The organism is uncultured Friedmanniella sp., assembly GCF_964244285.1.
In the GTDB taxonomy this organism is placed as follows: Bacteria; Actinomycetota; Actinomycetes; order Propionibacteriales; family Propionibacteriaceae; genus Microlunatus.
On the sequence record NZ_CAXTHT010000004.1, the window covers coordinates 330,332 to 355,911 of the forward strand.

The following is a 25,580-nucleotide window of genomic DNA, read 5'->3' on the forward strand; positions in this document are numbered from 1 at the left end:
GCCTCCGGGTGGTCGAGTCGCCGGGAGACCCCCCTCCTCCCGGGACGGCCACCGCCGTCGCGAGATCGACCGCGCGAAGAACGAGGACTGGTGCAGCCATGCAGATCGACGTCGACGTCAGCGGGCGCAAGGTCGTGGTGTTCGGCTCCCCCGTGCCCGCCCGTCGGGTGGTGACCCGCTACGTGCGGGCCGGGGCGCGGGTCACGTTGGCGCTGCCCGGGCCGGTGCCGCCGGTGGAAGAGCGGATGGACAGCGTCCACTACACCTCCCAGCCGGGCAGCGCCGACACCTCCGGCCTGCTTCGGCTGCTCGGGCCGGCCTGGTCGGCGGTGGTCGTCGACGCCGAACCGGTCGTCCGGGACCGGGTGATCGAGCTCTGCGGCCACCTCCGGGTCCTGGTCCAGCGGGAGGTCCCGGCCGCGACGCAGGGTCAGGTGGTGCTGGTGGGCGGCGGCCCGGGCGACCCGCGGCTGCTGACCGTCGAGGCCTGCCAAGCCCTGCGGGACGCCGACGTCGTCTTCTACGACCGGCTCGCGCCGACCGAGGCGCTGCCCGAGCTCGCGCCCGGGGCCGAGCTGGTCGACGTGGGCAAGTCGCCGTACCACCACCCCGTCACCCAGCGCTCGATCGAGGAGCTGATGGTCGCGCGGGCCCGGGCCGGGCAGTCGGTCGTCCGGCTCAAGGGCGGCGACCCGTTCGTGTTCGGCCGGGGCGGGGAGGAGATGCTCGCCTGCCTGGGTGCGGGCGTCAGCGTCCGGATCGTGCCCGGGGTGTCCAGCTCGTTGGCCATCCCGGCCGCCAGCGGCATCCCCGTCACGCACCGGGGGCTGAGCCACGCCTTCACCGTGATCTCCGGCCACGTGCCGCCCAGCGCCGACGAGCTGGCGGCCCTGGTCCGGCTGGGCGGGACGATCGTGGTGCTGATGGGGATCGCCAGCCTCGAGCAGATCGTCGGCGGGCTGTGCGGCGCCGGCATGGACGGCGACGTCCCGGCCGCGGTGGTCGAGCGGGGCTTCTCCGCCTCCCAGCGCAGCACCTTCACCACCGTCGGCCGGCTGCCCGCCGAGGTGCGACGACTGGACCTGCGCTCCCCCGCCGTGGTGGTGATCGGCGAGGTCGTCTCGGTGGCCACCTCGGCCCAGGGCGCGGCCGAGCTGTGGGCGTCCGACCCCTTCCTCGACGTCGAGGAAGTGCGTCGAGGGTGACGAGCGGCTCGGGGGCGGGCGGGACCGGAGGGGCGAGGACCGCGGCCGGTCGGGCGGAGGAGCTGCAGGGCTTCCGGATCGGGCTGACCTCGGACCGCCGCTCGACCGACCTCATCTCCGCGCTCGAACGCCGCGGGGCGCAGGTGCTGCACGCGCCCGCGCTCAGGATCGCGCCCCTGGACGCCGACGGCACCCTGGTCCGTCAGACGCAGGAGCTGATCGCCACCCGGCCCGAGGTCGTGCTCGTGACCACCGGCTACGGGATGCGTCGCTGGTTCGAGGTGGCTGACGCCGCAGGGCTGGGCGCGGAGCTGACGGCCGTGCTGGAGCAGGCCTCGATCCTGGCCCGCGGACCCAAGGCGGTGGGCGCCGTCCGGGCCGCCGGTCTGGAGGAGACGGCGGGAGCCGAGCTGGACACGACCGCCTCGCTGGTGGACGCGGTCACCGGCCGAGGCCTCACGGGGCGACGGGTGGCCATCCAGCTGCACGGCTTCACCGACGAGGTGCAGCTGGCCCGGCTGAACGAGGTCAGCGCCAGCGTGCTCACGGTGACGCCGTACCGCTGGGTGGCGCCGACCTCGGGCGAGCGGCTGCTCCGGCTGGTCGAGGCGGCCACCCGGCAGCAGCTCGACGCGGTCGTCTTCACCAGCGCGCCGGGAGCCGTGGCCACGCTGGAGGCCGCGGCGGCCTCCGGGCTCGGGCCGGCCTTCGTCAGCGCCCTGACCAGCGGCGTGACGGCCGCGGCGGTCGGCCCGGTGACCGCCGAGCCCTTGCGGGCGGCGGGCATCGAGGTGGTGGTGCCCGAGCGGCACCGGCTCGGGGCCCTCATCCGGGTGGTCTGCGAGCAGTTGAGCACCCACCACGTCCAACGCTTTGACAGCGGCGGGCTGCGGCTGGAGCTGCGCGGCCGCAACGTCTGCGTGGACGGCCGCAGCATCACCCTCGGCCCGAACGCCCTGGCCATCCTGCGCACCCTGGCCGCCACCCCCTCGGTGGTCTCGCGCCTCGAGCTGAGCGAGGCCCTGCCCGAGCCCCTGGACGACCACGCCCTCGAGGTGGCCATCAGCCGGCTCCGCCGCAGCATCGGTATCCCCGACCTGATCACCACCGTCGTCCGCCGCGGCTACCGGTTGAACGCCGAGCGCCCGGCGGGAGCTAGCTGCCCAGCTTCGTGATCTTGAACAGCCAGCTGATACCGGCGCCCTGCCACATGGGCGGCGCGTACGGGTTGTCCGACGTGGGGAATCCCGTCCAGTTGGCGGTCGAGAACTCATAGAACTCCAGCGGGCGGTACATCAGGGGCACGACGGGGATCTGCTGGCGGTAGATCTTGTCCAGGGCCGTGTACGCGGCCTTGGCGGCGGTGTCGTCCTTGGCCGACGCCGCGGTGTCCAGCAGCCCCGGCACCTCGGGGTGGGAGAACCGGTTGTAGTTGAAGAACGCCGTCTTGCCGGCCTCGGGCACCCCACGGTTGTCCATGGCGTCGCGGAACCGGATCCACGGGCTCGCCGGGCTGACCCCGGAGTAGGAGTACATGCAGAGATCGAAGTCCTGGTTCTGCATCGCCTTGATCATGGTCGGGGCCTGCGGGAACTTGGTCTCGATCCCGATGCCGATCGCCTTGGCCGACTTGGCCACGATCTCGCAGGCGGTGTTCCAGTCCGTCCAGCCGGTCGGGGTGATCAGCTCCCAGCCGCCCAGCTTGGTGCCGTCGGGCAGCACATAGATGCCGTCGGAGCCCTTCTTGGCCTTGAGGTCGCCCTCGAGGATCTGCACGGCCTTGTCGGCGTCGAACGTCCAGCCGTCGGCCTTCACCCCGGCCGCGTCGTAGAACTTGCTCTCATAGCCCGTGGGCAGGATCAGGCTGGCGTTGGCCGGGTCGGAGTAGCTCGACATGGCGGTGGCGGCCACGTTCGGGTAGTCGATGCAGCAGGCGATCGCCTCGCGCACCAACACGTTGTCCAGACCCTTACGGTTCAGGTTGAAGATCAACAGCGGGATGCTGCCCGGCAGGTAGTAAGGGCTTGTCCTTGAGCCAGGTGGCGACCGGCCGCTGCTTGTCCTCCCACATCTTCCAGATCTGCGGCGTGAACTGCTGGCTGGCGTCGATCTCACCGCTCTGCAGCTTGATGTCGCCGTCGTTGCCGGTCTTGAAGATGGGGTGCACGATCGCCAGCGGCGCCGGCGTGCCGTAGACGGTCTTGCCCCAGTAGGTGTCGGCCCGGGTGAGCGAGACCTGGGTCTGGTCGGCCTTGTCCAACGTGTACGGGCCGCTGCCGACCGGTTTGAGGTTCGTCTCGGCGGTGATCTTGGCCGAGTCGATCGTGCTCCAGACGGCCTTGGGTACGATCAACAGCTTGCTCAGCGAGTCCTTGACCGAGCCGGGGTTGTACGGCTTGTCCTTGAGGGTGAAGACCACGGTCCGCGCGTCCTTGGCGGTGACGGAGTCGAGGTAGGTCCAGACCGAGGAGTAGCTGGTGCTCACCTGCTTGGACAGCTCGTAGCTGAAGACCACGTCATCGGCGGTGAGCTCGCTGCCGTCGGACCAGGCCGTGCCCTCCTGCAGGGGCACCGTCAGCGTCTTGGCGTCGGTCTGCTGGAGCTCTCGGCCCAGACCCGGTTGCAGCGAGCCGTCGATGAGGTTGAAGCGCAGCAGCGTCTCATAGACCAGCTGGCTCTGGCCCTGCCCCGCGGGCCACGCCGGCGAGGCACCGAGGGGGTTGAAGCTGGTGGGCGGTCCCCACTGGAAGCCGGACACGAAAAGCGTGTCCCCCGAGGCGCCCGGCCGGCCCTTCGCGCTGCTGCCGCCGGTGCTGCTGCCGGTCTGGGCGGTGCCGCAGCCGGTCGCTCCCAGCCCGAGGACGCCACCACCCAGGGCCAGGCCGGCCAAGGACAGGAAGCGTCGTCGGGTCGGGGTGTAGCGCCCTTCGGCGGGCTCGGGGAAAGGGTCAGGCATGTGTTCCTCCTTGAACGCGTGCGGTGGGTCGTGCAGTCGTGCAGTCGTGCGGTCGTGCGGTCGTGCCTAGCGGTCGCAGCCGCCGTCCTTGTCCGGACGCGAGAACGGCTTGGCGAGGTCGACGGTGCCCTTGTAGCCGTACGGGTCCTCACCGGCAACGAGGACGACGTCGCGGTAGTCGGCGATGGCCATCCACTCGTCCTTGGCGGGGGGACGCCAGGGCAGCAGCGACTCCGCACTCATGTAGTGGTTGGCCAGCGCACGCCGGTAGCCATGCCGGCCGGAGTTCTCCAGCGAGCGGTGCAGCAGGTAGCCGTTGAAGACCAGACCGGTTCCGGCCGGGATCTCGACCGGGACGGCGTCGTCGTCGGTGTAGGGGAAGTCGTAGGCCTCGGTCGAGCAGTCGAAGCGGGGGTCGTCCTGGTCCTTGGCCGGGTAGATCACGCCGCGCCGGTGCGAGCCCGGCAGCACCCACAGGCAGCCGTTCTCGACCGTCGCGTCGTCCAGGGCGATCCAGACCGCGGTCAGCGACCGGTCGCGGGTGGGGATGAAGAACTCGTCCTGGTGCCAGGCCTGGCCGGGCTTGCCCTCGCTCTTGATGAACAGCATCGACTGCATGGCCTTGACGTTCGGGCCGACGACGGCGGTCAGGGCGTCCACGACCCGTGGCGCCTCCAGGGCCGCCCGGGCGGGTGGGGACACCTTGTGCGGGTAGTGGACGCAGAGGTAGCGGCGAAGCACGTCTTCGTCGCTCAGGTCGGCCGGGGCGTCCGTCACGGCCTCGGACTGGTCGGTCGGCCAGCCGTAGCTGAGGTCGCCGTAGTCCCCGCGGCACAGCCGGAGGGCGTCCGCGTTGACGGCGTCGACCTCGTCCGGGGTGAGGGCGCCGGCCAGCAGGGCGAAGCCGTGCTCGGCGTAGTGGGCGACGAACTCCTCGTCGACCACGTCGAAGAGCCGGAGGCCGGCGGGGGTGGTCGAGGTCGTCCGGGGGGTGAGCAGGTCGGTCACGGTGCAGCCTTCGGATCGGGATCAGTACGCTTCACTGTGGCAGCCGGCGCCGCGCGGCGAAATGTCCCGGACACGCGACTTACTATCTGATCGTGACATCGCCGGTAGCTCACCTCCTCCCGACCGTGGCGGTGGAGGGCGCGGGCGTCGTCCGGATCGCCGACTACCAGCCGGGCTCGTCCTACGGTCCCCGGGAGCTGATCGACTTCGAGTTCCTGTGGCTGCTGCGAGGTTCGGCGATCTGGACGGTGCACGCGCCCGGCCCGATCATCGGACCCCGCATCGTTGCACCGGTGTCACTGTTGCCCGGCACCCTGCTGCTGGCTCCGACCGGGGCTGTCGATTCCTTCACCTGGGACAGGGCGACCCCGTCACGGCACGCGTGGGCCCATTTCCGGGTGACCGACCCCGCCGACCTGCCGGAACCCGGCACCTGGCCGCTCACCCGCGACCTGACGTCGGCCCCGTTCCTCGCCGCACTCTGCCGCTACCTGGAGGTGCTCGGCGGCCAGCAGTCGAGCGACGCGCGGCGGCGCAGCGACCAGCTGCTCGGCCTGCTGCTCGACCTGTTCGTCCGGGGCCCGCTGGACGAGCCCGCCGCCGCCCTGCCCGCGCTGGTCGCGGCCGCCACCACCGTGACCGCGCGGATCTGGGCGGTCGAGGGCGTCCGGCTGGTCGAGGTGCACGAGCTGGCCACGGCGACCAGCGTCTCCGTCGGGCACCTCTACCGGGTGTTCCGCGAGCACTACGGCCTGGGACCGGCGCGGGTGCTGGAGCTGGTCCGGCTGTCCCGGGCCGCCGTCATGCTGCAGCGCAGCAACGCCTCGCTGACCGAGGTGGCCGCCGCGTGCGGCTTCGCCAACGCCTACCATTTGTCCCGCCGCTTCCGGACGGCCTACGACGGGCCGCCCGGCGCCTACCGCCGCGTCGCGGCCCGGTCCGACCCGATGGCGCCGGTGCGCGCGGCCGGGCTGCTGCCGGTCGCGCACGTGCTCACTGCCGAGGACGACTGAGTTCCCACGCCCGAGGACGGCCCGTCAGGTGGCGTCGACCACCCGGTCGAGCCACTCCCCCAGCAGCTCACGCTCAGCCCCGGTCAGGCCCTCGAGGCGCGGGCCGACGGCCCGGAGTGCCACGGCGGTCGCCAGGCTGCTGTCCACCGGATGAGCCGGTGGGTCGAGGAGGATCTGGCCGAGCACGGCGTCGACCATGCCGTCGGCGAGGCCGGGGTCGCGCATCTCGAGCGGGGTGGCGAGCGTCGTCTGCACGACGCCGACGGCCGCGGCGTGGATGAGGTCGCCCGCGCGCTTCTCGCTGACCCGGAGCCGGCCGGTCTCAGCGATCCGGTGCACCCGAGCCTGCAGGAGCCGGCGGCCCTCGAGGGCCGCGGCAGAGTGCCGCACCCGGTCGGGGTCGCTGAGAAGGCGGAAGAGCCCCGGGTTGTCCAGACCGAACTCGACCTGGGTGCGCCATGCCGCCCGCAGGTCCGCCACCGGGTCGACGGCAGCCTCGGACGCGGCCGCGGCGAGCTTGGACTTGGCCGCCACGTAGCCGGCCATCACGTGCTCGGCGACGGCTTCCAGCAGGCCGTCCTTGTCGTCGAAGAGACGGTAGATGGTCGGGGCCTGAACCCCGGCACGCTCCGCGACCCTCCGGGTCGTGACCTCGGACGGCCCCTCCTGGTGCAGGAGCTGCGCGGCCACGGCAACGATGCGAGCCCGCGCCTCGGCGCGACGATCACCCGCAGCACTCATGGACCAACGGTAACGTAGCGCTGCTACCGAGAGTGTTACCGTTGGAATCTCTTCAGCGATATCAACGATTCGAGGATGTCCACATGATCGTCGTGACCGGAGCGACCGGAGCACTCAACGGCGCCACCATCGACCACCTCCTGGAGCGCACGCCGCCGAGCGAGCTCGTCGTCGCGGTCCGCGACCCGGCCCGAGCGCGACGGTTCGCCGACCGGGGCGTGGTCGTCCGGCGGGCCGACTACGGCGACCCCGGCTCGCTGCGCAGCGCCTTCGTCGGCGGCGACCAGCTGCTGCTCGTGTCCCAGAACGACCTGCACGCCGATGGGGTAGCTCTGCACCGCAACGCCGTCGAGGCTGCGGTCGAGGCCGGCGTCGGCCGGATCGTCTACACCAGCCACCAGGCCGCCGCCCCCGACAACCCCTTCGGCCCTGGACGCGAGCACTTCGCCACCGAAAGCTCCTCGCCGCGTCCGGCACCGCGTGGACGTCACTGCGGAACGGCTTCTACGCCCACAGCATCGGCTGGCTGACCGGCCCGTGGCGTGAGACCGGCAGGATCGAGGTGCCTGCCGACGGCCCGGTGTCCTGGACCGCCCGGGAGGACGCCGCCGAGGCGGCCGCGGTGATCCTGGGGTCCGAGGGTGGCTACGACGGCCCGGTCACCCTCACCGCCGGCGCCGCGCCCACCTTCTCCGACCTCGCCCGGACAGCCTCGGAGCTGACCGGCCGGCCCGTCACCTGCGCGGTCGTGGACCCCCAGGAGTGGAGTGCCGCACAGACCGCGGCCGGCCGGCCGGCGTTCCTCGCCTTCTACGAGGCCGCCCAGCAGGGATTCTTCGCCGAGGTCGACCCGCTCCTGGAGACGTTGCTCGGACACGCCCCGCGCACGGCCCGCGAGGCGCTGGCCGCGGGGGGCTGAGCACCACCCCCTGTCAGTGGCGTAGGGCAGGATCTCCTCCGTGGCGGCAATCACGGTCGAGGGGCTCGGCAAGACCTACGTCGTGCCCGAGCGGGATGGCGGCGTCCGGGCCGCGCTGGCCTCGCTCGCGCACCGGCGGACGCGAGAGGTGCACGCGGTGGCCGGCGTCGACTTCCGGGTCGAGGCGGGTGAGGTGGTGGGCTTCCTCGGCCCCAACGGCGCGGGCAAGACCACGACGCTGAAGATGCTCGCCGGGCTGCTGCACCCGAGTGCCGGCACCGCGGAGGTCCTGGGCTTCACCCCGTGGCGGCGCGACCGGGACTACCTCGGCCGGATGGCCCTGGTGATGGGCAACCGCAACCAGCTGCAGTGGGACATCCCCGTGCTCGACACCTACCGGCTGTACCAGGCGATCTTCCGGATCGGGCCGGTCGACTTCAGCCGCCGGCTGGCCGAGCTGACCGACCTGCTCGAGCTCGGCGACCTGCTCCGGGTACCCGTGCGCAACCTGAGCCTCGGGGAGCGGATGAAGTGCGAGATCGCCGGCTCGCTGCTGCACTACCCGCAGGTGCTCTTCCTCGACGAGCCGACCATCGGGCTGGACGTGGCGATGCAGCGAAGGATCCGCGCATTCGTCGCCGACTACAACGCCCGCACCGGCGCCTGCGTGATGCTGACCAGCCACTACATGGCCGACGTCGAGGCGCTCTGTCGTCGGGTCGTGGTGATCCACCGGGGCCGGCTGCTGTTCGACGGCGACCTCTCGGCTCTGGTCGCGCGGTTCGCGGCGGACAAGCTGCTGAGCGTCGAGGTCGCCGAGGGGCACGACCTGGAGGGTGTCGACCTGGCCGGACTGGCGGGAGGTGAGGTGGTCGAGCGGTCCGCGACCAGCGCGACCGTACGGGTGCCGAAGGTCGGTGCGCCGGCCGCCGCCGCACGGCTGCTGGACCGGCTGGCCGTCATCGACCTGACCATCACCGACCCACCGATCGAGCGGGTGATCGAGGACGTGTTCGCCTCGCCCGCGGGGCCGGAGAGCGCGTGAGCGACCTCCCCGGGGAGCTCGAGCGCTTCTCGGCGTCCGCGCTGGCCGCCTACTACCGACGCCAGCTCGCGTCCACGCTGGCGGCGAACCTGGCCTACCGCGGCGCAGCGGCGATCTGGGTGCTGACCAGCATCATCTCCCCGCTGGTCTTCATCGTGGTCTGGCGCAGTGTTGCTGCGGGTGGCAGCACCGGCGGCTACGACGCCGCGCAGTTCGTGGCGTACTTCCTGGTGATGATGGTCGTGGACCACCTGACCTTCATCTGGCACATGTGGGAGTTCGAGTACCGGATCCGCAACGGCACCTTCTCGCCCCTGCTGCTGCGGCCCGTGCACCCGATCCACAACGACGTCTGCGAGAACCTCACCTACAAGCTCGTGGGGCTGGTCGGCATCCTGCCGGCCGCGGTCCTCCTCGGACTGGTGTTCGGCGCCGACCTGTCCGCCACCACGCCCCGGACCGTGCTGGCCTTCCTGCCCGCCCTCCTGCTGGCGATGGTGCTGCGCTTCGTCCTCGAGTGGTGCGTCGCCCTGGCCGCCTTCTGGCTGACCAAGGTGTCGGCCCTGAACACCGTGTTCTTCTCCCTGTTCACCTTCCTGGGTGGCCAGTTCGCGCCGCTGTCGGTGCTCCCGGCGTGGGCGCAGACCCTCGCCGCGTGGACGCCGTTCCCCTGGACACTCGCGTTCCCCGTGGAGGTGCTGCTCGGCCGCCGGAGCGGGGCTGACCTGCTGCTCGGCTACTGCGTCCAGCTGGTCTGGGTCGTGGTCGCCCTGGTCGCGCTGCGGCTGCTGTGGGCGCGGGCGACGCGCCGGTACAGCGCGGTCGGAGCCTGACGTGCACTCCCTCCGCGTGCTGCGGGCCTTCCTGTCGATCGGGGTGGCCAACCTCCTCCAGTACCGCTCGGACTTCGCCATCGCGGTGGTCAACGCGGGCGTCGGTCTGGTCACGGCCGTGCTGGCGCTCTCGGTGGTGTTCGGCAACACCGCGGACCTGCGCGGCTGGACCGCCGACCAGCTGCTGGTGCTGGTCGGCGTCCACTTCTTCATCAGCGGGCTGGTCGGGGTGGTGATCCGGCCGTCGATGGAGGCGATGATGGAGGGCATCCGGCTGGGCACTTTCGACTTCGTGCTCACCAAGCCGGCCGACGCCCAGCTGCTGGCCAGCGCCCGGGTGATGTCCCCGCAGGCGCTCACCGACGTGGTGGTCGGGCTGGGCGTCGTGGGCTTCGGGCTCAGCAGGATCGGGGCGACGCTGCACCCCGCCGCCGTGGTGCTCTTCGCGGTGACGCTGCTGGCCGGTTTCGCGACGGTCTACAGCTTCCTGCTGCTGCTGTCGACCTGCGCGTTCTGGTTCGTCAAGCTCGACAACATCCTGGTCATCTTCCAGGCACTGTTCGGCAACGCCGGCCGCTGGCCGGTGCCGATCTTCCCCGGCTGGATGCGGCCCGTGCTCACCTTCGTGGTGCCGATCGCGTTCGCCGTGACGGTCCCGGCCCAGGCCCTGACCGGGCAGCTCTCCGTGGGCGGAGCTGCCGGGTCGGTGGGTGTCGCGGTGCTGTTCCTGGTCGCGTCCCGAGCCTTCTGGCTGGTGGCGCTACGCCGCTACACCGGTGCCTCGGCTTAGGACGTGGCTTAGCCGACGACGTTGATGCGGTTCGCCGCCGGAGCCGACAGGTTCGGGTGGTCGCCCAGGTAGTCCACGAGCGCGTCCAGGTCGATCGGGCCGCCCGTCAGGTCGGTCCCGGCCTCGAAGACGGTGAACCCGTCGCCGCCGGCGGCCAGGAAGTTGTTCACCGAGACCCGGTAGGAGGCCGTCGGGTTGACCGGCAGCCCGGCCACGGTGATGGCCGAGACCTTCGAGCCGAGCGCCGCCGAGGTCGTCCACGTGTAGTGCAGGGTCGAGGAGACCTGCAGCCAGGTCGGATCGGCGCCCGCCGTCTGTTGCTGCTGCTCGAGCACCGCCTTGAGCTGCGCGCCGGTCAGGGTGATGGTCTGCATGATGTTCGCGAACGGCTGGACGGTGAAGGCCTCGCCGTAGGTGACCGGTCCGGCGTCGAGGTCACCGCGGATGCCCCCCGGGTTGGTGATCGCGATCTGGGCGCCGTTACCGGTGGTCGCGGCGAGCTGGGCGTCCGCGATCACGTCACCGAGCGGCTTCTCCGGGGCGTCACTGCCCCGGCCCAGCAGCACCTGCGTGGTGCTGCCGATCTGCCGGTTCGCCAGCGGGGCCGACTTCGTGACCGCCCGGTCGACGATCGCCTTCACCGTCGCGTCGGGGGTCACGGTGCGGGTGACGACGACGTTCCTGGCCGTGGTGCGGCTGCGGACGACGTCGTGGGTCCTCCGGCTGACCCGCACGTCCACCACGGAGAGCAGACGGCCGAAGGAGAGACCCTGGATGAGCGGCCTGGGCCGACCCAACGGGTCGCGCACCGTGCACCGCTCGGCCTGGTGGGTGTGCCCGGCGAAGAACGCATCGACGCGGGCAGTCGCCTTGGTGGCGATCTGGTGCGCGAGCTGCTCGCTGCCCAATTGACAGGCGTTCGGTCCGCCGAGGCCGGTCGTCTCGTCGCCCTGGTGCATCAGCACGACCTGGGCCTTGACGCCCATCTTCTGCAGCAGCTTCGAGCTGCGGTTGATCGCGGCGACCTCGTCGGTGAACTCCAGGCCGGAGACGGCCGTCGGGGTGACGACCTCCGGCAGACCCTTCAGGGTGACGCCGATGACGCCGACCTTGACCCCGCCGACCTTCTGGATGCTGAACGGTGAGAAGGCCTGCTTGCCGGTGTCGAAGCGGACGTTGGCCCCGAGGTAGGGGAAGTCGGCGCCGGCGTAGGAGGTGCGGAACTGGCAGCCGTCGGGGACCTGGCAGCCCCCGAGCTGGATCCGCCGCAGCTCGGCGAGCCCCTCGTCGAACTCGTGGTTGCCGACCACGGACGCGCGCACGCCCATCGCGTTCAGCACGTCGATGGTCGGCTCGTCGTGGAACAGGGCCGACGCCAGCGGGGAGGCCCCGATGTTGTCGCCGGCACTGAGCAGCAGGGAGTTGTGGCCGTACTGCAGCTGCTTCACCCGGGTGGCCAGGTACGCGGCTCCTCCGGCGTCGACCTTGGTGCCGTCAGCCAGCGTCACCTGGCCCGAGGAGCCGCCCGGCGCCTCGAGGTTCCCGTGCAGGTCGTTGAAGGAGATCAGCCGGACCGGGACGGTCCCGGTCTTCTTCGCCTTGACCGCCCCGGCCGGCGTCGCCACCGACGGAGCGGCGTCTGGACGGTGAGCTGAGGACGTCGGGGCGGCCTGGGCCGCCGGGCTGAGCAGCAGGACGGAGAGCGCGGTGACGGCGAGCATGGCGCTCAGCCGGCGGCCGGCGGGGTGGACGTGGGGCATGGCGAAACCCTTCACAGGCGACGGGACGGTCGGGCCACAGTGTGCCGTTTCCGTTGAACTCCGTCGCGGCGGGGTGCTACCCGTCATCCGTCGACTGTGCGGGAATGGCGGCTGACCGGCCGGGAGAACCGCGATCCGCGCACTCCCGGTCAGGCGACGAAGATGCAGAACGGGTGGCCGGCCGGGTCGGCGAAGACGTACAGCGGCTCGTCCGGGTCGTCGAAGCGGTCCCACAGCACGCGGGCACCCAGGGTGGTCGCCCGGTCACGCTGCCGGACCAGAGCGTCGGCGTCGCCGACCGTCAGGTCGAGGTGGAGCATCTGCGGGTGCTCCCCCTCGGGCCAGGTGACCCGCGGCAGCTGCTCGACCTGCTGGAACGCGATGCTCGTCGCGTCCCCGCCGTCCGGCCCGGCACCCGCGCCGCGCAGCACCAGCCAGTCGCGACCGCGCTCGTCGTCCTCGCCCGCGGACGGCGGTTCGTCGCCCGGCCGGTAGGCCAGGCCGAGCAGCTCGCGGTAGAACTCCGCCAGGGCACGGGCGTCGGTCGTGTCCAGCACCACCTGGCGCAGCTGCGGCACGTCGTCAGTCGTCACGGGATGAGGGCCCCTCAGACCATCATCTGGCGGGCGGTCGGCGGGATCGGCTTGGGCAGCTTGGTCGAGCCGGACAGGTACTGGTCGACCCCGGCGGCGCAGGCGCGGCCCTCGGCGATGGCCCAGACGATCAGCGACTGGCCGCGGCCGGCGTCCCCGGCGACGAAGACACCGTCGACGTCGGTGGCGTAGTCGAGGTCGCGGCGGACGTTCCCGCGCTCGTCGAGACCGACCCCCAGCTGGGCGACGACGGTGTCCTTCTCGGGACCGACGAAGCCCATGGCCAGCAGCACGAGGTCGGCCGGGATCTCCTGCTCGGTGCCCTCGACCGGGGTCAGCCTGCCGCCCTCGAAGACGACTTCGGACATGGTCAGCGAGGTCACCTGGCCGTTCTCGTCGCCGTTGAACCTGGAGGTGTTGACCGAGTAGACCCGCTCCCCCGCCTCCTCGTGCGCCGAGGAGACCCGATAGGTCATCGGGTAGGTGGGCCAGGGCTGGTGCGCCGGACGCTCCTCGGGCGGGGTGGGCATGATCTCCAGCTGCCGGATGGACGCGGCGCCCTGCCGGATCGCCGTCCCCAGGCAGTCGGCGCCGGTGTCGCCGCCGCCGATGATGACCACGTGCTTGCCGTGGGCGCTGATCGCCGGCGCGTCGACCTTGCCGCGGGCGTACCGGTTGGCCCCGGGCAGGAACTCCATCGCCTGGTGGATCCCGTTCAGCTCCCGGCCCGGAACGGGCAGGTCGCGACCGATGGTCGAGCCGACGGCGAGGACGACCGCGTCGTAGCGCTCCTTCAGCTGGGGCCCGGTGATCTTGACCCCGACCTCGACACCGCAGCGGAAGTTGGTGCCCTCGTCCTTCATCTGGCGGATCCGGCGGTCGAGGACGGCCTTCTCCATCTTGAACTCGGGGATGCCGAAGCGCATCAGACCGCCCGGCTCCTCCGCACGCTCGAAGACCGCGACGGTGTGGCCGGCGCGGGTCAGCTGCTGCGCGGCCGCCAGCCCGGCGGGACCCGAGCCGATGACGGCGACCGTCCGGCCGGTGTGCCACTCGGGCGGCTGGGGCAGCACGCGGTGCTCGTCCCAGGCCTTGTCGATGATCGCGACCTCGACGTTCTTGATCGTCACCGGGTCACGGTTGATCCCGACCACGCAGGCCGTCTCGCACGGCGCCGGGCAGAGCCGGCCGGTGAACTCGGGGAAATTGTTGGTCGCGTGCAGCCGTTCCAGCGCCTCGTCCCAGTCGCTGCGCCAGACGAGGTCGTTCCACTCCGGGATGAGGTTGCCGAGCGGGCAGCCGGTGTGGCAGAACGGGATGCCGCAGTCCATGCAGCGGCCCGCCTGCTCGGAGATGATCGGCAGCAGCGCGCGCCCCGGCGTGCCGGGGTAGACCTCGTGCCAGTCGTGGATCCGCTGGGCCACCGGCCGCCGCTCGGCGACCTTGCGCGGCGTGCTCAGGAAACCCCGGGGGTCAGCCATTCTCGTGGTCCTTCGTCTTCGGGTGGGTCAGGGAAGGCGCAGCCTCTTCGAGGCTGTCGACAGGCTCAGGACGCATCACGACTTGGCTGCCTCCATCATCTTGACGGTGGTGGTCTCGTCGTCCAGACCCTCGGACTCGGCCTGCTCGCGGGCGGCGACCACCCGGGCGTAGTCGCGGGGCAGGACCTTGCGGAACCGGCCCTGGGCTGTCGCCCAGTCCCCGAGCAGCGCGGCGGCCACCTCGGAGCCGGTCTCCTCCTGGTGCCGGCTGACCAGCCCGCGCAGCAGCTCGCCGTCGGCGTCGCTGACTTCGAGGGCGTCGACCAGGTCGCGGTTGAGCAGCGATTCGTCGAGGTCGAGGACGTAGCCGATGCCGCCGGACATGCCGGCGGCGACGTTGCGCCCGGTGCTGCCCAGGATCACGGCCACCCCACCCGTCATGTACTCCAGGGCGTGGTCACCGGTCCCCTCGACGACCGCCAGAGCGCCGGAGTTGCGGACGCAGAACCGCTCCCCCACCATGCCGGCGATGAAGATCTCACCGGAGGTCGCGCCGTAGCCGATCACGTTCCCCGCGATGATGTTCTCCGCCGCCACGAAGCCTGCGGCACGGTCGGGCCGCAGCACGATCCGGCCGCCGGACAGCCCCTTGCCGAGGTAGTCGTTGCTGTCGCCCTCGAGCCGCAGCGTGATGCCGGCGGGCACGAACGCCCCGAAGCTCTGGCCGGCCGAGCCGGTGAAGGTGAGGTCGATCGTCCCGTCGGGCAGCCCCTCGCCCTGGGTCGCGAGCGTGACCTCGTGGCCCAGGATGGTTCCCACGGTCCGGTTGACGTTGCGGATCTTGAGCGAGGCGCGGACGGCCTCACCGGAGGTCAGCGCCGGTCGGCACAGGTCGATCAGCATCTGGTCCAGCGCCATCTCCAGCGCGTGGTCCTGGCCGGTGACGTTGCGTCTCGGCGTGCCCTCGGGCAGCTCGGGCGCGTGCAGGATGGGCGCGAGGTCCAGCCCGTGGGCCTTCCAGTGCTCCTCCGCCGGCACGGTGTCGAGCACCCCGACCTGGCCGACGGCCTCGGCCAGCGTCCGGAAGCCCAGCGCCGCCAGGTGCTCGCGCACCTCCGTCGCGATGAACTCGAAGAAGTTGACCACGAACTCCGGCTTGCCCGAGAACTTGGCCCGCAGCTCCTGGTTCTGGGTGGCGACGCCCACCGGGCAGGTGTCCAGGTGGCAGACCCGCATCATGATGCAGCCGCTCACCACCAGCGGCGCGGTGGCGAAGCCGAACTCCTCGGCCCCCAGCAGGGCGCCGATGATCACGTCCCGGCCGGTCTTGAGCTGGCCGTCGACCTGGACGACGATCCGGTCCCGCAGCCCGTTGATCAACAGGGTCTGCTGGGTCTCGGCGAGACCGAGCTCCCAGGGGCCGCCGGCGTGCTTGAGCGAGGTCAGCGGCGCCGCACCGGTGCCGCCGTCATGGCCGGAGATCAGCACCACGTCGGCCTTGGCCTTGGAGACCCCGGCCGCCACCGTGCCGACGCCGACCTCGGCCACCAGCTTGACGTGCACCCGCGCGGACGGGTTGGCGCACTTCAGGTCGTGGATCAGCTGCTTGAGGTCCTCGATGGAGTAGATGTCGTGGTGCGGCGGCGGTGAGATGAGCCCGACGCCGGGCGTGGAGTGCCGCGTCTTGGCCACCCACGGGTAGACCTTCTGGCCGGGCAGCTGGCCGCCCTCGCCGGGCTTGGCGCCCTGGGCCATCTTGATCTGGATGTCGGAGGCGTTGGTCAGGTAGTCCGAGGTCACCCCGAACCGGCCCGAAGCCACCTGCTTGACCGCCGAACGGCGCTCCGGGTCGTAGAGCCGGTCGCGGTCCTCGCCGCCCTCGCCGGTGTTGGACTTGCCGCCCAGCCGGTTCATGGCGATGGCCAGCGTCTGGTGCGCCTCCAGGCTGATGGAGCCGTAGGACATCGCCCCGGTCGAGAAGCGCCTGACGATCTCGCTGACCGGTTCGACCTCCTCGATCGGGACCGGCGTCCGGTCGCGGAACTTCAGCAGCCCGCGCAGCGTCATCAACCGCTCCGCCTGGGAGTCGATGTGGGCGGTGTACTGCTTGAAGATGTCGTAGCGGCCCGAGCGGGTGGAGTGCTGCAGCCGGAAGACCGTCTCGGGGTCGAACAGGTGCGGCTCGCCCTCCCGGCGCCACTGGTATTCCCCGCCGACCGGCAGCAACCGGTGCGCCAGCGGGATGCCGTCAGCCGGGTAGGCGCGCAGGTGCCGGGCCCGGATCTCGTCGGCGATCTCGCTCAGGCTGACCCCGCCGAGCTTGGAGGTGGTGCCGGTGAAGTAGCGGTCGACGACCTCACGGGACAGGCCGAGCGCCTCGAAGATCTGGGCCCCGGTGTAGGAGGCGACGGTCGAGACGCCCATCTTGCTCATCACCTTGAGGACGCCCTTGCCGAGCGCCTTGACCACGTTGGTCACGGCGACCTCGGGCTCGACGGAGGTGTAGACACCACTGCGGGAGAGGTCTTCGACGCTCTCGATGGCCAGGTACGGGTTGACCCCGGCCGCACCGTAGCCGATCAGCAGCGCGACGTGGTGCACCTCGCGGACGTCACCGGCCTCGACGACCAGGCCCACCTGGGTGCGCGTCTTCTCCCGCACCAGGTGGTGGTGGACGGCGGCGGTGAACAGCAGCGACGGGATCGGCGCGAGCTCGGCGTTGGAGTGCCGGTCCGACAGCAGGATGATCCGGGCGCCGCCCTCGATCGCCGCCGAGATCTCGGCGCACAGCTGGTCGAGCTTGGCGCTCAGCGCCTCCGCCCCGCCGCTCACCTCGTAGAGGCCGCGGGCGACGTAGGTGGAGTAGCCGGGCAGGTCGCCGTCCCGGTTGATCTTGACGATCTTGGTCAGCGCGTCGTTGTCGAGCACCGGGAAGGGCAGCACCAGCCGTCGGCAGGAGGCCGGGCCGGGGGCCAGCAGGTTCTGCTCCGGGCCGATCGTGTTGTACAGGGAGGTGACGAGCTCCTCGCGGATCGCGTCCAGCGGCGGGTTGGTCACCTGGGCGAACAGCTGGGAGAAGTAGTCGAACAGCAGTCGCGGCTTCTCACTCAGCGCCGCGATCGGGGTGTCGGTCCCCATCGAGCCGATCGCCTCGGCGCCACCGGAGGCCATCGGCGCCAGGATCAGCCGCAGCTCCTCCTCGGTGTAGCCGAACACCTGCTGACGCCGCGTGACCGAGGCGTGGGTGTGGACGACGTGGTCGCGGTCGGGCAGGTCCTTCAGCCGCATGCGGCCGCCGACCAGCCACTCCCCGTACGGGGCGGCGGCGGCGAGGTCGGCCTTCACCTCCTCGTCGGAGATCAGCCGGTGCTGGTCGAGGTCCACCAGGAACATCCGGCCCGGCTGCAGCCGGCCCTTCTGCACGATCTTCTCGGCGGGGATGTCGAGGACGCCGGCTTCGGACGCCAGCACCACGAGACCGTCGTCGGTCACCCAGTAGCGGCCCGGACGCAGCCCGTTGCGGTCGAGGACGGCCCCGACCTGGGTGCCGTCGGTGAAGACGACGCCGGCCGGCCCGTCCCAGGGCTCCATCAGGCAGGAGTGGAAGGCGTAGAAGTCCTTGCGCGCCCGGTCCATCACCGCGTTGTTCTCCCAGGCCTCCGGGATCATCATCAGCATCGCGTGCGGCAGCGAGCGGCCGCCGAGGTGCAACAGCTCGACGACCTCGTCGAAGGAGGCCGAGTCCGACGCGTCTGGCGTGCAGATCGGGAACAGCCGCTCGAGGTCGCCAGGGATCAGGTCCGAGCGCAGCAGCGTCTCCCGCGCCCGCATCCAGTTGCGGTTGCCCTTGACGGTGTTGATCTCGCCGTTGTGGGCGATCATCCGGAAGGGGTGCGCGAGCTCCCAGGCCGGGAAGGTGTTGGTCGAGAAGCGGGAGTGCACGACGACCAGGGCGCTGGCCATCCGCTCGTCCAGCAGCTCGGGGAAGACCAGCTCGAGCTGCTCGGTGGTGAGCATGCCCTTCCAGACGAGCGTGCGGCAGGAGAGGGAGGAGAAGTAGACCCCCGTCTCGTGCTGGGCGCGGCGGCGCAGGCAGTAGACCATCCGCTCCAGGGGCAGCCCGCTCTGTCCCTGCCGACCGGCCACGAGCAGCTGCTCGAAGTACGGCATGTTCGACCGGGTCAGGTTCGACAGCGACGAGTCGTCGGTACGCACCCGCCGCCAGCCGAGGACGGTCAGCTCCTCCTCGGCCGCGATCTGCTCGATGCCGGCCTTGGCCCGGGCCCCGGCCTCGGAGTCGGTGGGCAGGAAGGCCAGCCCCACCGCGTACGCGCCGGCCGCCGGCAGCTCGAAGTCGACCTCGGCACGCAGGAACGCGTCCGGTACCTGCATCAGGATGCCCGCGCCGTCACCGGTCAGCGGGTCCGAGCCGGTGGCTCCGCGGTGGTCGAGGTTGCGCAGCGCCTCCAGGCCCTGGCGGACGATGGCGTGGCTGGCGACGCCGGTCAGCGTGGCCACGAAGGCGACCCCGCAGGCGTCGTGCTCGAACGTCGGGTCGTAGAGGCCCTCGGCACGCTGTGACCACGACCGGGGACCCGGCGAAGGGGCAGGGGCAGCGGTCATGAGGGAACCTCCGTGGTCGAAGCCGGTGAGCCGGGCGGGCTCGGGTCCGGGGTCGTGGCGAACGGCTTGGGCGCGTTCCCCCCGGGGTGGAGCACGAGCAGCGGGGACCGCAGGAGGGACGACGATGGCCCGAAGGTGGGGAAAGGCTAACGCAGAGTGTTCTGACCACGCGCCGCAATAGTTGCGATCACCGAACGGCCCGGGCCGAGCCTAGTCAGTGGCCCCGACATCACCAGCCGAGCGGCCCGATCTGGACACCTCGGCTTCGGCGTCCGGCTCCGGCTCGGCGCCGGCGGCCGGCTCGGCGGCCGGTTCCTGCCCCTGGACGGGCTCCGGCCCCTCGACAGGCTCCGGCCCCTCGACAGGCTGAGGGATCAGGGGCCCGCTCGGTGCGCCGGCTTCGACGACGTCCTCGCGGCCGGGCCGGTTGCGGACCAGCCAGACCAGTACCGCCAGCGCGACGACGAAGGCGATCGCGGCGGTGTAGTTGTTCAGCCGGAAGCCACCGATCCGGTTGACGGTGTCGATCCGCAGCGCCTCGATCCAGAAGCGGCCGGCCGAGTAGAGCATCACGTACAGCGCGAAGACCTTGCCGTGGCCCAGGCGGTAGCGGCGGTCCACCAGGATCAGGACCACGGCCATGGCGAGGTTCCACAGCAGCTCGTAGAGGAAGGTCGGGTGGAAGGTCGCGTACTCCCCGTAGCCGCTGGGCCGGAACTGCGGCGCGATCTCCAGGCCCCACGGCAGGGTCGTCGGCCGTCCGAAGAGCTCGGAGTTGAACCAGTTGCCGAGCCGCCCGATGGCCTGGGCCACCAGCAGCGGCGGGGCGCAGGCGTCGAGCAGCGCCGGGAACCGGATGCCTCGGCGTCGGGCCACCAGGTAGGCGCCGAGCGCGCCGCCGGCCACGGCCCCCCAGATGCCCAGGCCGCCGTTCCAGATCTTGAGTGCGTCCACGGGATGCCGCCCGGGCCCGAAGTAGAGCTCGTAGTCGGTGATCACGTGGTAGAGCCGGGCGCCGATGATCCCGAACGGGATGGCCAGCACCAGGACGGTCTCCAGGCCGTCGGCCGACCCGCCGCGGGCCCGCCAGCGGCGGTTGGCGATCACCATCGCCACGATGATGCCCGCGATGATGCACAGCGCGTACGCGCGCAGCGGGAAGGCACCGAGGTGCCACACGCTCGAGCTGGGGCTCGGGATGAACTGCGGCATCGGCGCAGGAATGGTCTGGGGCACGGTCGCCTCCTACTTCGCGCCCGAGGCGGCGTCGATCAGGGCCTGCAGCTTGGCCGGGGTCAGGCCCTCGAGGGCCACCGGCGCGCCGTCCAGGAACATCGTCGGGGTCTGGGTGACGCCCTTGGCGTCGGCGGTCGCGTTCACCGAGGTCACCCAGCCGGCGTTGGCGCGGGAGGTGACGCAGTCGGTGAAGGCGTCCGTGGGTGCCGCCCCCACCAGGCTCGCCAGGTCGACGAGCTGGGCGTCGTTCCACTCCAACGCGGGGTTGGCGAAGAGGCCGAGGTAGAACGGGAAGGCAAAGCCGGCCTCGCCGGCGCAACCGACCGCGTTGGCCGCGGCGCTGGAGCTGGCGTCGATGAAGGACATCGGGTAGAGCTCGAGCCGGGTGGTGCCCTCGGCCACGGCCGTCGTCAGCGTCGGCCCGAGCTCGGTCTCGAAGTCGGCGCAGTGCGGGCAGTGGAAGTCCTCGTAGAGCGTCACCGTGGCCGGCGCGGCCTCGGCCCCGAAGCGGAGCGGCTGGCCGTCGGTCACGGTCTGCGGCGCCTCGCTCACGGCCGCGGCGACGTCGGGGGCGGTGGTCGGTGCACGCTTGGTCCGGTACGCCTGGAAGCCGATCCCGCCGGCCACCACCAGCACGACCAGGGTCAGCATCACCGCCAGCAGCACGTTGCGGTCCTGGCGCCGGCGCGCGGCCTGCTCGGCCGCCTGCGCCGCCGCCTCGCGGGCACGGACGCTCACCGCACACCGCGCAGCTCGGGGGCGGACCGGCCGAGCTCGACCGGTGGCGGCTTGGCCGGGCCCAGGGCCAGCGCCCCACGGCTCGCCGGCCGGACCACGAGCCACAGCGCGAGCAACAGCAGGCCCGTGTCCCGCAGGATCTCGCCTGTGTAGTGGGTCTGCCCCGCCGCCACTGCGCCGCCGCCGCCGAAGCAGCCGCAGTCGATGCTCAGCCCGCGGGCCGCCGCCGAGGCGACGCCGCCGAGGAACCCCACCAGCAGCACGCCCGCCACACCGGCTGTCAGCCGGGTCCCGACACCAACCCCCAGCAGGAGCCCGAGGACGATCTCCAGGAAGGGCAGGCCCCAGCCCACGGGCGTCTCCAGCGCCGCCGGCAGCAGCCGGTACGCGCGGACGGCCGCAACCGAGCCCAACGGGTCGACGGCCTTCGTCACACCGGCGACCACGAACACCCCGGCCAGGACCAGTCGGGCCGCGGTGGAGACCCAGGGCGCCGCCGCCCCAAGGGCGGGGCGGCGGGTCACGCCGTGACCAGCCGCGGGCCCGCTGCCGGCGCGCCCGTCCGGACCCCGTCGACCAGGTTCGCGACCAGCCGGCGCAGCGCCTCCAGGTCGTCCGGGGTGCCGGCGGCCTCCGCGTCCAGCAGCGTTCGAACCAGGGCCGAGCCGACGATGGCGGCGTCGGCGAAGCCGGTCACCTCACGCGCCTGGGCGCCGTCGGAGATGCCGAGCCCGACCCCGATCACGGCGTCCGGGTCGATGGCGCGGATCCGGCGGACGAGCTCCGGAGCAGCCGAGGAGACCGAGGTGCGGGTGCCGGTGACGCCCATCACGGCCGTCGCGTAGACCCAGCCGCGGCACGCGGCGAGGGTGGCCGCGATCCGTTCGTCGCTCGAGGACGGCGAGACCAGGAAGATGCGGTCCAGGCCGTGCGCGTCGGAGACCGCCAGCCACTCCGCCGCCTCGTCGGGCGTGAGGTCGGGGGTGATGGCGCCGGAGCCGCCGGCCGAGGCCAGGTCCCGGGCGAAGCGGTCGGCGCCGTAGCGCTCGATCAGGTTCCAGTAGGTCATCACCACGGCCGGCGTCCCGGTCGCCGCCACGGCCTCGGCGGCGGCGAAGGCGTCCCGGGTGCGGACCCCGCGAGCCAGCGCCCGGGTCCCGGCCTGCTGGACGGTCACGCCGTCCATCATCGGGTCGCTGTAGGGCATCCCGATCTCGACCAGGTCGACGCCTGGGCGCTCGTTGGAGCCGCAGAGTGCCCTCAGTGCACGCAGTGACTGCGGCACGTCGGGGTAGCCGACGTGCAGGAAGCCGACCAGCGCGCCCCGGCCCGCCGACTTCGCCGCGGCGAAGACCTGGCCGGTCCGGCCGAGGTCGAAGGCGCCTGGCGGGGACGCCGTCACAGCTGCACCCCGGTGGTGCTCGCCGGACCGTCCTCCTGCAGGCCGAGGTCGAGCCCGTCCTCGCTGCTGAGGTCGGTGCCCACGGGCGCTCCGGACTCCGAGCCGGTGCCGCGGGTGTCGATGTCAAACCACTGGATGGCGGTGTCGACGTCCTTGTCCCCGCGACCGGACAGGTTGACCAGGATCAGGGCCGGCTGGCCGTCGGCGCGCGGCGGCAATCGGCGGGCCAGCCGCACCGCCCCCGCCAACCCGTGCGCCGACTCGATGGCGGGCAGGATGCCCTCGGTCCGGCACAGCAGGCCGAACGCCTCCATCGCCTCGGCGTCGGTCACCGGCTCGTAGTGGGCCCGACCGGTCGCGGCGAGCCACGAGTGCTCGGGGCCGACGCCCGGGTAGTCCAGTCCGGCGGAGATCGAGTGTGACTCCTTGGTCTGCCCGTCCTCGTCCTGCAGCACGTAGGTGCGCATGCCGTGCAGCACCCCGACCTCGCCGGCGGAGATGGTGGCGGCGTGCCGGCCCGTCTCCATGCCGTCGCCACCGGCCTCGAAGCCGTACAGCGCGACGCCATCGTCGGGGATGAAGTCGGCGAAGATGCCCAACGCGTTCGAGCCGCCGCCGACGCAGGCGGCGACGGCGTCGGGCAGCCGGCCGTAACGGTCCAGCACCTGGGCCCGGGCCTCGGTGCTGATCACCCGCTGGAACTCCCGGACCAGCATCGGGAACGGGTGCGGCCCGGCGACGGTGCCGATCAGGTAATGGGTGTGGTCGACCGAGGCGACCCAGTCGCGCATCGCGTCGTTCATCGCGTCCTTGAGCGTCTGGGTCCCCGACTCGACCGCGATCACCTCCGCGCCGAGCAGCCGCATCCTGGCGACGTTCAGCGCCTGCCGCTCGGTGTCGACCTTGCCCATGTAGACGGTGCACTCGAGCCCGAACAGCGCCGCCGCGGTCGCTGTGGCCACCCCGTGCTGGCCCGCCCCCGTCTCGGCGATCACCCGGGTCTTGCCCATCCGCTTGGTCAGCAGGGCCTGGCCGAGGACGTTGTTGATCTTGTGCGAGCCGGTGTGGTTGAGGTCCTCGCGCTTGAGCAGGATCCGCGGTGCCGGGCCCTCAGCCGGGGCGCAGGCCTGGCTGAAGCGCTCCGCCTCGCTGAGGGGAGTCGGCCGTCCGGTGTAGTCGGCGAGCAGGCCGGAAAGCTCGGCCAGGAACGTCGGGTCCACCATGGCCGTCCGGAACTCATGGTCCAGCTGCTCGAGCGCCGCGTAGAGCGCCTCGGGGACGAACTTGCCGCCGAACTGCTCGAAGTGCCCAGACGCGTCCGGGGTGGCGAACTGCGCCTCGTCGGCCGGTGGCGGGACGGTGTCGGTGCTCACTCGATCTTCCTCACGGAATTCTCCGGGCGGACCCGGCTCTAGCCCCTTCGACAGGCTTGGGGAAACGGTGAAAGGCTCAGGGGAGGTCGTTGTTTCAGGAGCGGTGCAGGGCCGGGTGGGCGCCAGCGGCGACCAGGTCGGCCACGCCGTGCCGCGGGTCCCCACCGGTGACCAGCGCCTCGCCGACGAGCACCACGTCCGCGCCGGCCCGGGCGAGCTCGATCACGTCGTGCGGGCCGCGGACGCCGGACTCGGCCACCCGGATGATCCCCGACGGGATCGTGGGCGCCGTCCGGGCGAAGGTGGTGGTGTCGACCTCGAGGGTCCGCAGGTTGCGGGCGTTGACCCCGATGATGCGGGCCCCGGCGTCGACCGCCCGGGACACCTCCTCGGCGTCGTGCACCTCGACCAGCGGGGTCAGGCCGATCGACTGGGCGCGCTCGACCAGGCAGATGAGCTCGTCGTCGGTCAGGGCGGCCACGATCAGCAGCACCAGGTCCGCACCCGCGGCCCGGGCCTCGAACAGCTGGTACGCGGTGACGATGAAGTCCTTGCGCAGCACCGGCACGTCGACGGCGAGCCGGACCCGGACCAGGTCGTCGAGGCTGCCGGAGAAGCGCCGGGCCTCGGTCAGGACAGAGATGGCGGCGGCGCCACCGGCCTCGTACTCACCCGCGAGCCAGGCCGGGTCGCCGATCTCGGCGAGGTGTCCCTTGCTCGGGCTGGAGCGCTTGACCTCGGCGATGACCGAGACCCCGGGACCGTGCAGCACGGGCATCGGGTCCAGGGCGGGGTCGATGTGCTGCACCCGCTCCTTGAGCCGGTGCAAGGGCACCTGCTCCTGCCGGAGGGCCAAGTCCTCCCGGACCCCCGCGATGATGTCGTCGAGCGCACCCACGTCTGATCAGCTCGTCAGCGAGCGCCGTGCCCGAGGACCTGCAGGACCTTGACCAGGATGAGCCCCACGACCATCACCGCAACCGCCACCCAGAAGAGCACCCAGTTCTGCATCATGACGCCGATGCCGCCCATGATCGTGGCGAGCATCGCGATCAACGAGCCGGTCCACGCGGCGGTGGTCCGGCCGTGGTGGACGTGCTTGTCACCTCCGGCGGCCGAGCGGGACTCGGTCTCCCCCACGGTGTCACCTTCGACCCGCGTCCTCGTGCTGTCAGCCATACGTCCTCATTCCGGCGGTCGTGTCTGGGGCCCGTCGCCCATTGTGTCCCGGATGCCGTCGGAAAGCACATCGGGTGGGCTCTCGGTCGACGACAGATCGCGTCGGTCGGTCCGGGCCTCGGCGGTCGGGTCGAGCCCGGCGTCCTGGGCCCGCCAGACCGCCGCCGGGTCGTCGGCCGCCGTGACCCGCGCCGTGGCCGCGGCCCGGCTGAAGCGGTCCGCGCGCTGCGGCCACCGTGCCGCGGTCGTGGTGACCAGGACGCCGGCGGCCAGCACCAGCAGCCCGGCCGCCGCGTAGACGTAGGGCCAGAGCGACGCAGTGAGCGCGAACTGGTCGGCCAGGCTGACCTCGCGGATCCCGGCCTGCACGGTGGCCGCGTTGGGTCGCGGCCGGACCGCCCCCAGCACGGCGACGGCGGCGCCGGTCACGGCGCTGAGCACACCCACCAGCTGTCGCCCCCGGCGCCGGAGCACCAGCACCAGCAGCCAGCCGGCCAGGGCCACGACGCCCAGCGCCTGGCTCAGACCGGCCGTGGTCGCGGTGCCGCTGAACGAGACCGACACCCCGGTGCTGCGGACGCGCCACCAGGACTGGGCGCCGGCCAGCAGGGCCAGAGCGGCGCCGGCCAGGCCGGCGACCAGCGCCCGCGTACGCAGCCGAGCGCCTCCAGCCACCGGCGACGGG

At 71.9% G+C, this 25,580-nt stretch carries 23 protein-coding genes and 1 pseudogene; 8 read left to right on the top strand and 16 right to left on the bottom strand.

All coding sequences use genetic code 11. The features are described from left to right. Nucleotides 1–98 precede the first annotated feature (98 nt). Together cobA and ACFE7W_RS12750 are read left to right on the top strand one after the other, a co-directional pair. Nucleotides 99–1,205 carry a uroporphyrinogen-III C-methyltransferase gene (cobA, locus tag ACFE7W_RS12745; protein WP_375425169.1) on the top strand — a complete coding sequence of 369 codons (1,107 nt, stop codon included), beginning with the start codon at nt 99–101 and terminating at the stop codon, nt 1,203–1,205. Beyond that, complete coding sequence (locus tag ACFE7W_RS12750) at nt 1,202–2,380, top strand: uroporphyrinogen-III synthase (protein WP_375425170.1); 1,179 nt, start codon at nt 1,202–1,204, stop codon at nt 2,378–2,380. The genes cobA and ACFE7W_RS12750 overlap by 4 nt, the downstream gene beginning before the upstream one ends. Here the strand turns inward: ACFE7W_RS12750 and ACFE7W_RS12755 are convergent. From ACFE7W_RS12755 to ACFE7W_RS12765, 3 genes are all read right to left on the bottom strand, one after another. Beyond that, nucleotides 2,361–3,197 (bottom strand): ABC transporter substrate-binding protein, encoded by an 837-nt coding sequence (locus ACFE7W_RS12755; protein WP_375425171.1) that lies wholly within the window; start codon nt 3,195–3,197, stop codon nt 2,361–2,363. The two genes, ACFE7W_RS12750 and ACFE7W_RS12755, sit on opposite strands and share 20 nt — an antisense overlap. Beyond that, a complete protein-coding gene (locus ACFE7W_RS12760) occupies nt 3,175–4,161 on the bottom strand; it encodes an ABC transporter substrate-binding protein (RefSeq protein WP_375425172.1) in 987 nt (328 codons plus the stop codon). Before ACFE7W_RS12760 ends, ACFE7W_RS12755 begins: the two co-directional genes overlap by 23 nt. A gap of 66 nt (nt 4,162–4,227) precedes the next feature. Then, a complete protein-coding gene (locus ACFE7W_RS12765; protein ID WP_375425173.1) occupies nt 4,228–5,169 on the bottom strand; it encodes a phytanoyl-CoA dioxygenase family protein in 942 nt (313 codons plus the stop codon). A gap of 92 nt (nt 5,170–5,261) precedes the next feature. Between ACFE7W_RS12765 and ACFE7W_RS12770 the strand changes: the two genes are divergently transcribed. Next, a complete protein-coding gene (locus ACFE7W_RS12770) occupies nt 5,262–6,182 on the top strand; it encodes a helix-turn-helix transcriptional regulator (RefSeq protein WP_375425174.1) in 921 nt (306 codons plus the stop codon). Between the two features lie 24 nt (nt 6,183–6,206). Here the strand turns inward: ACFE7W_RS12770 and ACFE7W_RS12775 are convergent, their stop codons facing one another. Next, a complete protein-coding gene (locus ACFE7W_RS12775; RefSeq protein ID WP_375425175.1) occupies nt 6,207–6,923 on the bottom strand; it encodes a TetR/AcrR family transcriptional regulator in 717 nt (238 codons plus the stop codon). Nucleotides 6,924–7,006: 83 nt separating this feature from the next. On the opposite strand from ACFE7W_RS12775, the gene ACFE7W_RS12780 reads away from it, so the two are divergent. The 5 genes from ACFE7W_RS12780 to ACFE7W_RS12800 are packed head-to-tail and all read left to right on the top strand — an operon-like array spanning nt 7,007 to nt 10,510. Beyond that, on the top strand, nt 7,007–7,453 hold the full coding sequence (locus tag ACFE7W_RS12780; RefSeq protein WP_375425176.1) for an NAD(P)H-binding protein: 447 nt from the start codon (nt 7,007–7,009) through the stop codon (nt 7,451–7,453). A 32-nt stretch (nt 7,454–7,485) separates the two neighbouring features. After that, the gene (locus tag ACFE7W_RS12785; RefSeq protein WP_375425177.1) at nt 7,486–7,842 is read left to right on the top strand and encodes a hypothetical protein; all 357 of its coding nucleotides are present in this window, start codon (nt 7,486–7,488) and stop codon (nt 7,840–7,842) included. A gap of 40 nt (nt 7,843–7,882) precedes the next feature. Further along, the gene (locus tag ACFE7W_RS12790) at nt 7,883–8,887 is read left to right on the top strand and encodes an ATP-binding cassette domain-containing protein (protein WP_375425178.1); all 1,005 of its coding nucleotides are present in this window, start codon (nt 7,883–7,885) and stop codon (nt 8,885–8,887) included. Next, nucleotides 8,884–9,720, top strand: coding sequence for an ABC transporter permease (locus ACFE7W_RS12795; protein WP_375425179.1), 837 nt, complete (start codon nt 8,884–8,886; stop codon nt 9,718–9,720). The genes ACFE7W_RS12790 and ACFE7W_RS12795 overlap by 4 nt, the downstream gene beginning before the upstream one ends. A 1-nt stretch (nt 9,721) precedes the next feature. Further along, nucleotides 9,722–10,510, top strand: a complete 789-nt coding sequence (locus tag ACFE7W_RS12800; RefSeq protein ID WP_375425180.1) for an ABC transporter permease — start codon at nt 9,722–9,724, stop codon at nt 10,508–10,510. Nucleotides 10,511–10,518: 8 nt separating this feature from the next. Here ACFE7W_RS12800 and ACFE7W_RS12805 read toward each other — a convergent pair whose 3' ends face one another. The 12 genes and pseudogenes from ACFE7W_RS12805 to ACFE7W_RS12860 form a co-directional block, all read right to left on the bottom strand. After that, entirely contained in the window at nt 10,519–12,270 is a 1,752-nt protein-coding gene (locus tag ACFE7W_RS12805; RefSeq protein WP_375425181.1) for a bifunctional metallophosphatase/5'-nucleotidase, read from the bottom strand. 149 nt (nt 12,271–12,419) lie between these two features. Further along, nucleotides 12,420–12,863: a VOC family protein gene (locus ACFE7W_RS12810; protein ID WP_375425182.1), complete on the bottom strand. Its 444-nt coding sequence runs from the start codon at nt 12,861–12,863 to the stop codon at nt 12,420–12,422. Between the two features lie 14 nt (nt 12,864–12,877). After that, nucleotides 12,878–14,344 (bottom strand): glutamate synthase subunit beta, encoded by a 1,467-nt coding sequence (locus ACFE7W_RS12815; protein ID WP_375425183.1) that lies wholly within the window; start codon nt 14,342–14,344, stop codon nt 12,878–12,880. Between the two features lie 75 nt (nt 14,345–14,419). Further along, complete coding sequence (gene gltB, locus ACFE7W_RS12820; RefSeq protein ID WP_375425184.1) at nt 14,420–18,967, bottom strand: glutamate synthase large subunit; 4,548 nt, start codon at nt 18,965–18,967, stop codon at nt 14,420–14,422. A 210-nt stretch (nt 18,968–19,177) separates the two neighbouring features. Beyond that, nucleotides 19,178–20,203: a prolipoprotein diacylglyceryl transferase gene (gene lgt, locus ACFE7W_RS12825; protein ID WP_375425185.1), complete on the bottom strand. Its 1,026-nt coding sequence runs from the start codon at nt 20,201–20,203 to the stop codon at nt 19,178–19,180. 9 nt (nt 20,204–20,212) lie between these two features. Then, entirely contained in the window at nt 20,213–20,941 is a 729-nt protein-coding gene (locus ACFE7W_RS12830) for a DsbA family protein (RefSeq protein WP_375425186.1), read from the bottom strand. Continuing rightward, nucleotides 20,938–21,465, bottom strand: a complete 528-nt coding sequence (locus ACFE7W_RS12835; RefSeq protein WP_375425187.1) for a MauE/DoxX family redox-associated membrane protein — start codon at nt 21,463–21,465, stop codon at nt 20,938–20,940. The genes ACFE7W_RS12830 and ACFE7W_RS12835 overlap by 4 nt, the downstream gene beginning before the upstream one ends. Further along, the gene (gene trpA / locus ACFE7W_RS12840; protein ID WP_375425188.1) at nt 21,462–22,343 is read right to left on the bottom strand and encodes a tryptophan synthase subunit alpha; all 882 of its coding nucleotides are present in this window, start codon (nt 22,341–22,343) and stop codon (nt 21,462–21,464) included. Before trpA ends, ACFE7W_RS12835 begins: the two co-directional genes overlap by 4 nt. Before the next feature lie 116 nt (nt 22,344–22,459). Then, nucleotides 22,460–23,716 (bottom strand): annotated as a pseudogene (gene trpB, locus ACFE7W_RS12845) (tryptophan synthase subunit beta); the annotation flags it as partial. Nucleotides 23,717–23,810: 94 nt separating this feature from the next. Further along, nucleotides 23,811–24,614: an indole-3-glycerol phosphate synthase TrpC gene (trpC, locus tag ACFE7W_RS12850; protein WP_375425189.1), complete on the bottom strand. Its 804-nt coding sequence runs from the start codon at nt 24,612–24,614 to the stop codon at nt 23,811–23,813. 14 nt (nt 24,615–24,628) lie between these two features. Next, nucleotides 24,629–24,895 carry an HGxxPAAW family protein gene (locus tag ACFE7W_RS12855; protein ID WP_375425190.1) on the bottom strand — a complete coding sequence of 89 codons (267 nt, stop codon included), beginning with the start codon at nt 24,893–24,895 and terminating at the stop codon, nt 24,629–24,631. A gap of 6 nt (nt 24,896–24,901) precedes the next feature. After that, nucleotides 24,902–25,570: a Trp biosynthesis-associated membrane protein gene (locus tag ACFE7W_RS12860; protein ID WP_375425191.1), complete on the bottom strand. Its 669-nt coding sequence runs from the start codon at nt 25,568–25,570 to the stop codon at nt 24,902–24,904. Nucleotides 25,571–25,580: the final 10 nt, after the last annotated feature.

Excerpts from the sequence above, each read along its gene's own strand:
- cobA (WP_375425169.1), top strand. The coding sequence starts at position 99 with ATGCAGATCGACGTCGACGTCAGCGGGCGCAAGGTCGTGGTGTTCGGC.
- ACFE7W_RS12780 (WP_375425176.1), top strand. The coding sequence starts at position 7,007 with ATGATCGTCGTGACCGGAGCGACCGGAGCACTCAACGGCGCCACCATC.
- ACFE7W_RS12855 (WP_375425190.1), bottom strand. The coding sequence starts at position 24,895 with ATGGCTGACAGCACGAGGACGCGGGTCGAAGGTGACACCGTGGGGGAG.
- ACFE7W_RS12760 (WP_375425172.1), bottom strand. The coding sequence starts at position 4,161 with ATGCCTGACCCTTTCCCCGAGCCCGCCGAAGGGCGCTACACCCCGACC.
- gltB (WP_375425184.1), bottom strand. The coding sequence starts at position 18,967 with ATGACCGCTGCCCCTGCCCCTTCGCCGGGTCCCCGGTCGTGGTCACAG.
- ACFE7W_RS12805 (WP_375425181.1), bottom strand. The coding sequence starts at position 12,270 with ATGCCCCACGTCCACCCCGCCGGCCGCCGGCTGAGCGCCATGCTCGCC.
- ACFE7W_RS12775 (WP_375425175.1), bottom strand. The coding sequence starts at position 6,923 with ATGAGTGCTGCGGGTGATCGTCGCGCCGAGGCGCGGGCTCGCATCGTT.
- ACFE7W_RS12815 (WP_375425183.1), bottom strand. The coding sequence starts at position 14,344 with ATGGCTGACCCCCGGGGTTTCCTGAGCACGCCGCGCAAGGTCGCCGAG.